This is a genomic window from Longimicrobium sp., from assembly GCA_036387335.1.
Taxonomy (GTDB): Bacteria; Gemmatimonadota; Gemmatimonadetes; order Longimicrobiales; family Longimicrobiaceae; genus Longimicrobium.
On sequence record DASVTZ010000222.1, the window covers coordinates 23,507 to 30,325 of the forward strand.

Consider the following 6,819-nt stretch of genomic DNA (forward strand, 5'->3'; position numbering starts at 1 on the left):
TCCCCCTCTCGCGGCTCCCGTGTGCTTCATCGCTGAGCCGTTTCGCGGGGAGCCTATTCGGAATTCCCGGCACAACACATGCGCGTCCGTGTCGAAGCGCCAGAAAGATTGGCTGGATCGAGGCTGACGTGCATCCTAACACGGAGAGTTTGAGATGGCGGAGAAGAAGATGACCCCAAAAGATGCCGCGCGCATTCAGAGTGCCGAGGCAAAGCGCGGGGGAGGGAAGGTTCAGTCCGGCACTTTCGCCGCCCGGGCTCAGCGCGCGGGTGCCAAGGGCGCGACGAAGAGCAGCAAGTTGGGAGGGGCAAAAGGCACTCGCACCTAGTTTACGCCTGGTTAGCGACAGCCGCCTGAGCATGATTATCTAGAATCGGCTACAGCGGATGCTGAGCCGACCGTGCTTTCGGCGGAAGAAGGTCTTACCGACCGAGGTAGGACCCTTTGGTTCCGGTGTAGTTAAGCCGGGCCCCCGTTCTTTCGTTGGCACATGAATGCGACACTAATCAACCTGCTTGCGGCGATTGGGAGCGCAGTTGCCGCGGTCGCGAGCGTGGTCGTTGCGTTAATCCTCGGGCGTCGTGCTGACGCGCTCGCGACCGCTCAAAGGCGCCACTCGGCATTCAGCACGGCAGCGGAGTGGCGGCGCGACCTTACCGAATGGGCGGCGGAGGCAATTGATGTATTGAGTGAGGCAACCTACTGCTGCGAGGACAAGTCCGAAGGCGCAGCTACAGAGCGACTCTTCATCTGCCGCTTCCGCGTTTCATCGCTCATCGATCGGGGGCGATTCTTCCTGCCTAACATCCGCCGAGATGAGTATGGGACCGACAAGCCAGCCGCATACCGTGGTTACAGGCATTCAGCTCTCGATCCGCTCGTCGCTGCAGAGCGCGTACTGTCGACCGGCCAAACAGGAAGCTTTACGGATCGCCGGTACGCGCTCATCGCGATGAAGCGAGAGTTTGTTTCCGCGATTCAGCAGATTCTCGACCCCGAGCACTTCAATCGGGAAGTCGCTAAGATGATTTCAGAGGGGCATGAGTCTCAGCGGCCAGACCCGACGCTCGGCGGACTTCTCCCTGACAACCAGAACATCCCACGAGGGGCGGAGGCTCTCCTAGAGGACCCTCGCTCTAGGCACCTGGGATTGCGAAAGCCGGATTGAACCGAGTCAACGGATCGCGCTGTGTGTTGTGACCACCTCATTCCAGGACGGACGGATGCGGATAATTCTAATGCTTGTGGTGAGCTTGGTGCTCGCTGGGTGCGCGAGTGGCGGGCAGGAAAGGGCGAGTACGACGCCCGCTTCACCCGCGAGTGCGGGCATGCAGAAATCGCGCATCGTGGAACAGGTGCGCAGCCTGGAAGCCGATCCACTGCAGGCGGGTGCCCTACAGCTTCGTCAGCGTCTCATGCGCTACTTCGAGGAGGCGCCTGACATCACGATCACGGTTTGCAGCGGCGTGCTCGACCCGCTCGCGAGTTCCCGCCAGAACTATGGCCCTGAGATCTTCGTGCAGCAGGTCCTCTCCAGTGGCGCGTTCATCATCGAGAATCCGGGGATTGCCCGCGACCGGGCGGCTGTCCACGTAGCCGGCGTGGAGGGCGCGCTCCGGACGTACGAATCGATCTTGCGGGCGCATCCAGATGCACGCCGGCCGTTCATGGACGAGCTCGTTCAGCTTCGTGCGCGAGGCGAGCTGGCGGCCCACGTCCGCTCTCGCACGAGCTGCTGAAATCACCTCACGGCCGACAGACTTGCGCGCCGAGCCCGGACTCTGACCTTGTGGTCCTGGCGCATTGAGATACAAATGCTAGTCAAGGGATTTCCTCAGCTCTGGTTGAATATGGGAGAGGTCGACGAATTCGGCATGCAGACACTTGAGGCACTTACGACATTGATCCGCGCCAATCACTACACCCAAGCTCTCATACTGCTGTACTCAGCAATCGACGCGGTCGCGTGGGCGAGTCTTCCGTCGGGGGATGTAACGCGCTCCGCCTTCTGCAATTGGGCAGACCAATACATGGATCCACAATCGAGCCTGGGCTGCTCGTCGGAAGATCTCTACGCGGCCCGTTGCAGTATGGTGCATTCGAGTACCGCCGAATCGAAAATGAGCCGCGAGGGACGAGCCCGCGAACTTTGGTACGCCACCTCTCCTCACTCTATTCCGAAACTTGACGCTCACCGCCAGGCAGTCGGTAGTCGAGCCACGGTTGTGTACTTCACTGCAATGGTGGGCGCGTTTGCTGAGGGTCTGATGCGCTTCTCGGACGACTTAAGCGCCGACCCAAAGCGTCAGGCTGCGGCTAATAGTCGTATCGGGCGCTGGCTTCGATTCATCCCGATGAGCTCGGTACAGCAGGCGGAATCATCCTGAGCGGGAGAAATCACCTCCGCCGCCGCCAAGCCATCTAACGTTTAACACGCGGTCAGCCGCAGCACGGTTCTCGCTCGCACACGCCACTAACGATCGGCTGCGTGGGATGCGCGGCCTCGCGGGCGAAAGGCTTCCGCGCATGACCCTCAGCGTTAACCTCAGCTGAGATTCTCCTGATTCCCAATCGTGGAATTGTTGCCTTCCCCTCTACGAATGATCTGCGCAGCACCCGTCCTCTCTCATCCGCGTCTCCGCGCCTCCGCGTGAGCCGCTGTTCTTGTTGTTCTCTCCGTTTCCTCTGTGTCTGTGTGTGAGGCCCTCCCGTTCCAAGTGCGCCGTGCGCCGGAGCTTGTCGCCTCCGGCCGGAGGGGGTATCTTCCCGCGTTTCCCGGGGGCTCCCCGGCTACGCTCCACACTACAGCAGCGCAACCATCGTGGCCCATCGCCAGCTTTTCACATCGGAGTCCGTCACCGAAGGGCATCCGGACAAGATCGCGGACCAGATCTCGGACGCGGTGCTCGACGCCATCCTGGAAAAGGATCCCAACGGCCGCGTGGCCTGCGAGACGCTCGTCACCACCGGCGTGGCCGTGGTGGCGGGCGAGATCACGACCGACACGTACGTGGACATCCCGGGGATCGTCCGTGGCACGCTGAAGGGGATCGGCTACACGGACGCGAACTACGGGATCGACGCGCACACCTGCGCGGTGATGACGACGATCGACCGCCAGTCGCCGGACATCGCGCAGGGGGTGGACACCGGCGGCGCGGGCGACCAGGGGATGATGTTCGGCTACGCGACGGACGAGAACGACGCGCTGATGCCCACGCCCATCCTCCTCGCCCACCGCCTGGCCGAGCGGCTGGCGGAGGTGCGGAAGAACGGGAAGCTGATGTGGCTGCGTCCCGACGGTAAGACGCAGGTCTCGGTGGCGTACGAGGACGGGCGGCCGGTGCACGTCGACACGGTCGTGGTGAGCACGCAGCACGACCCTGAGGCGAGCAACGAGGAGATCCGCGCCTCGGTGATCGAGCACGTGATCACCCCCATGCTTCCCACCGATCTCTTCGACCCGGAGCGCTGCACGATCCACATCAACCCGACCGGCCGCTTCGTGATCGGCGGGCCGCACGGCGACGCGGGGCTCACGGGCCGCAAGATCATCGTGGACACCTACGGCGGGATGGGCCGGCACGGCGGCGGCGCGTTCAGCGGCAAGGACCCCACCAAGGTGGACCGCTCGGCCGCGTACGCCGCGCGCTACGCCGCCAAGCACGTGGTTGCCGCCGGCCTGGCGCGCCGCTGCGAGATCCAGCTCGCCTACGCCATCGGCGTGGCGCAGCCGGTCTCGGTGCGCGTGGACACCTTTGGCACCGGCACCGTCGACGAAGAGGCGATCGAGAAGGCGCTCCAGGAGGTGTTCGACTTCACCCCCAAGGGGATCATCGAGTCGCTGGGCCTGCGCAGCGCCATCTACCGCCCCACCGCCGCCTACGGCCACTTCGGGCGCCCCTCGGTGCAGGCCGGCAACGGCACGCCGGTGACGCTCTTCCCGTGGGAGCGGACGGATCGGGTGGAGGATCTGCGCACGGCGGCGAACGGATGAAAAGAAGTGCGTGAGTGCGTTAGTGCGTAAGTGCGCTTTGGATCGGAGCGCACCCGACGCACTCACGCACTGACGCACTCACGCACTATCGGTATTCATGATCAAGCTCCGCGTCCAATCCCTCGGCCTCGACCAGGCCAACAAAGCGCCCGTCGTGCTCCTGCAGGAGGCGGAGGGGGAGCGCGTGCTGCCCATCTGGATCGGGCCGGCGGAGGCGAGCGCCATCGCCATGGAGTTGGCGGGGATGAAGTTCTCGCGCCCGCTCACGCACGACCTCTTCCCCTCCATCATCACCGGGCTCGGCGCGCGGCTGACGAGGGTGCTGATCACGCGCGTGGAGGAGAACACCTACTACGCCGAGCTCGTGATCCAGCGCGGCGACGAGGTGTTCACGGTCGATGCTCGGCCCTCCGACTCCATCGCCATCGCGCTGCGGACGGGGGCGGAGCTGTTCGCGGGCGATGAGCTGCTCGATGGGTCGCCGACCATCACGGTCGTCGAGGGCGTGCCGCCGGAGGACGGCGACGATCCGGATCCGATGGCGCCACCCGCGCCGAAGCTTCCGCCGGACGAGCTCAAGGAGTACCTGCGCAAGCTCAACCCCGAAGACCTGGGACGCTTCAACCCGTGATCCTTTCCGACCGCATCCGCGGGGCGGCGCGCCGCAAGGCCGGCCGCCTCGCTGTCGTTTTGGCGCTTTTCGCCTGCGCTCTGCCCGCCGACGCGCAGGTGATCGCCGGGCGCGTGACCCGCGCGGGGACCCCGGAGCCGGGGCTCGTGGTGGAGCTGCACCGCGTCACCCGCAACACGCGCGGCCCCGTCGGGAAGGTGACCTCGGGCCCGGGCGGCGCGTTCTCGATCCCGCTGCCGCCGGTGCAGGACTCGGCGGGGTTCACCGTTTTCTTCGCCACGGCGATCGCGAACGGGGTGCGCTACTTCGGGCCGGTGGTGCACGGCGGGGCGGGGGACCGCAACTACGAGATCCAGGTGTACGACACCACCAGCTCGCCCGCCGCCGCCGACTCAGTGCGCGTCACGCGGCGCGACGTGGTGCTGATCTCGGGGAGCGAGGGCGGATGGGAGGTGGCGGAGCTCGTGCGGGTGGAGAACCGCGCCCGCCGCACGCTGGTTCCCGATGCCACGCGCCCCCTCTTCGGCATCGCCATCCCCAAGGGGAGCACCGCCTTCGAGGCCGGCGACGGGGCTCCCGGCGAGGCGTCACCCGGCGCGGGCGGACAGCAGCTTCCCGGCGACGTGGTGCGCGTGGGCGACCGCGTGTGGATCAACGCGCCGCTGGTGCCCGGCGAGCGCGACGTCATCTTCCGTTACCGGCTCGCCCCCAGCCCACGCGAGGCGAGCATCCCGGTGGAGCATGCCACGGACTCGCTGAACCTGTACGTCAAACAGCCCGCCCCCGAGGTCCTGGTCGCGGGGCTCGCCGCGCCCAGGCCCTTCACGGCCGATGGCGAGCAGTTCCTGCAGTTCTCCGGCGCCGGGCTGCGGGCGGGAAGCGCGGTGGGCCTCGATTGGCGCGGCCCCGCGCCGGCACCCGTGGACCCGCGCTGGGCAGCCCTCGCGGCGGCGGGGGCGGTGCTGGCGGTGGGCGCGTGGCTGGCGGTGCGCCGCGGGCGCGAGGCGTGACCCGGTGGCGCTCGTCAGCACGGGGGCGCTGGTGCTCCAGACCTTCCCCTACAGCGAGACGAGCAAGGTCCTGCGGCTTTACACCAGCGAATTCGGCCTGCGCTCGGTAATCGCCAAGGGCGCGCTGCGCCCCAAGAGCCGGTTCGGCGGTCTGCTGGAGCCCTTCACCGAGGGGACCGCCAGCTTCTACCTGCGCCCCGGCCGCGACCTTCACACGCTGGGCGGATGGGACCTGGTGCGCTCCCGCCAGGCGCTGGGCCGCTCGCTGCCTGCCTTCGCCGGCGCCTCCCTCCTCGCCGAGCTCGTCCTACGCGCGGGCACCGAGGACCCGCACCCCGACGTCTACTCCGCCCTCGCGACCTCGTGGGACGACATCGCCGCCGCGGCGAGCACCCCGGCGGAGGCGGAGCGCATCGTCCTCACCGGAGCCTGGACGCTGGTCTCCCTCCTCGGCTTCGAGCCGCAGACCGACGCCTGCGTGGTGTGCGGCCGCCCCGTTCCTCACGACGAGCCCGTGCGCTTCGATGCGGGCGCGGGGGGCGTGGCGTGCACCCGCTGCCGTCCCGTGGGCCGCATCCTGGACCCCGCCACGCGCGCCGATGTCGCCCGCATGTCGCGCGGCCACGTCCCCTCCGCCGCGCTCGCGAGCCCCGGCGCCCACCGCGCGCTCCTCCGCGCCTTCCTCGAAGCCCAACTCGCGCACGACCGCCCCTTCCGCTCCCTCGAGCTCTTCCTGGAGCACGCGCCGCCCGCGGACGAGCCCGGCTGAACAGCGCCTCACACAAAGACACAGAGGGTACGGAAAGGAGAAAAGAAAGGGGGTTCACGCGGAGACGCGGAGGCGCAGAGAGAGGGTGTCTCTGTGTCTAAGCGTTTCGTGAGACCAGCAGCCCGATGTACGGCAGGGGAGGCAGACACGCAGGTCTGCCCCTACGGGTTTCGGTGCGCGGGGCGGGCGGCGGAGCGAGGGCGGGCACGGGCAGCCACGTGGGGCGGCCCCTACCAGGTTCGGTGCCGCGCGCGGGCCACAGAGCGGCGGCGGGCACGGGCGCGATAAATCGCGCCCCTACGGCATCCGTGCACCGCGCGGGGATCAATGCGACGCACGCCCCTCCCCCAGGTTGTTTTGGGGGAGGGGCCGCGAGGAACGAGCGGGGGAGGGGGCCCGCTCCCCCTCCCCC

General features: G+C 67.4%; 8 protein-coding genes. All 8 read left to right on the forward strand.

Going from position 1 to position 6,819, the window contains the following annotated elements; translation table 11 throughout:
* The first annotated feature begins 154 nt into the window (after positions 1-154).
* The 8 genes from VF647_22905 (at position 155) to recO (ending at position 6,407) form a co-directional block, all read left to right on the forward strand.
* A complete protein-coding gene (locus VF647_22905) occupies positions 155-328 on the forward strand; it encodes a hypothetical protein (protein ID HEX8454945.1) in 174 nt (57 codons plus the stop codon).
* Positions 329-490: 162 nt separating this feature from the next.
* Entirely contained in the window at positions 491-1,168 is a 678-nt protein-coding gene (locus VF647_22910; GenBank protein ID HEX8454946.1) for a hypothetical protein, read from the forward strand.
* A gap of 160 nt (positions 1,169-1,328) precedes the next feature.
* The gene (locus VF647_22915; protein ID HEX8454947.1) at positions 1,329-1,739 is read left to right on the forward strand and encodes a hypothetical protein; all 411 of its coding nucleotides are present in this window, start codon (positions 1,329-1,331) and stop codon (positions 1,737-1,739) included.
* Positions 1,740-1,814: 75 nt separating this feature from the next.
* Positions 1,815-2,387 (forward strand): hypothetical protein, encoded by a 573-nt coding sequence (locus VF647_22920; protein HEX8454948.1) that lies wholly within the window; start codon positions 1,815-1,817, stop codon positions 2,385-2,387.
* 434 nt (positions 2,388-2,821) lie between these two features.
* Positions 2,822-3,997, forward strand: a complete 1,176-nt coding sequence (gene metK, locus VF647_22925; GenBank protein ID HEX8454949.1) for a methionine adenosyltransferase — start codon at positions 2,822-2,824, stop codon at positions 3,995-3,997.
* A 97-nt stretch (positions 3,998-4,094) separates the two neighbouring features.
* Positions 4,095-4,628 (forward strand): bifunctional nuclease family protein, encoded by a 534-nt coding sequence (locus VF647_22930; protein HEX8454950.1) that lies wholly within the window; start codon positions 4,095-4,097, stop codon positions 4,626-4,628.
* Positions 4,625-5,638: a hypothetical protein gene (locus tag VF647_22935; GenBank protein HEX8454951.1), complete on the forward strand. Its 1,014-nt coding sequence runs from the start codon at positions 4,625-4,627 to the stop codon at positions 5,636-5,638. Before VF647_22930 ends, VF647_22935 begins: the two co-directional genes overlap by 4 nt.
* A gap of 4 nt (positions 5,639-5,642) precedes the next feature.
* A complete protein-coding gene (recO, locus tag VF647_22940) occupies positions 5,643-6,407 on the forward strand; it encodes a DNA repair protein RecO (protein HEX8454952.1) in 765 nt (254 codons plus the stop codon).
* Positions 6,408-6,819: the final 412 nt, after the last annotated feature.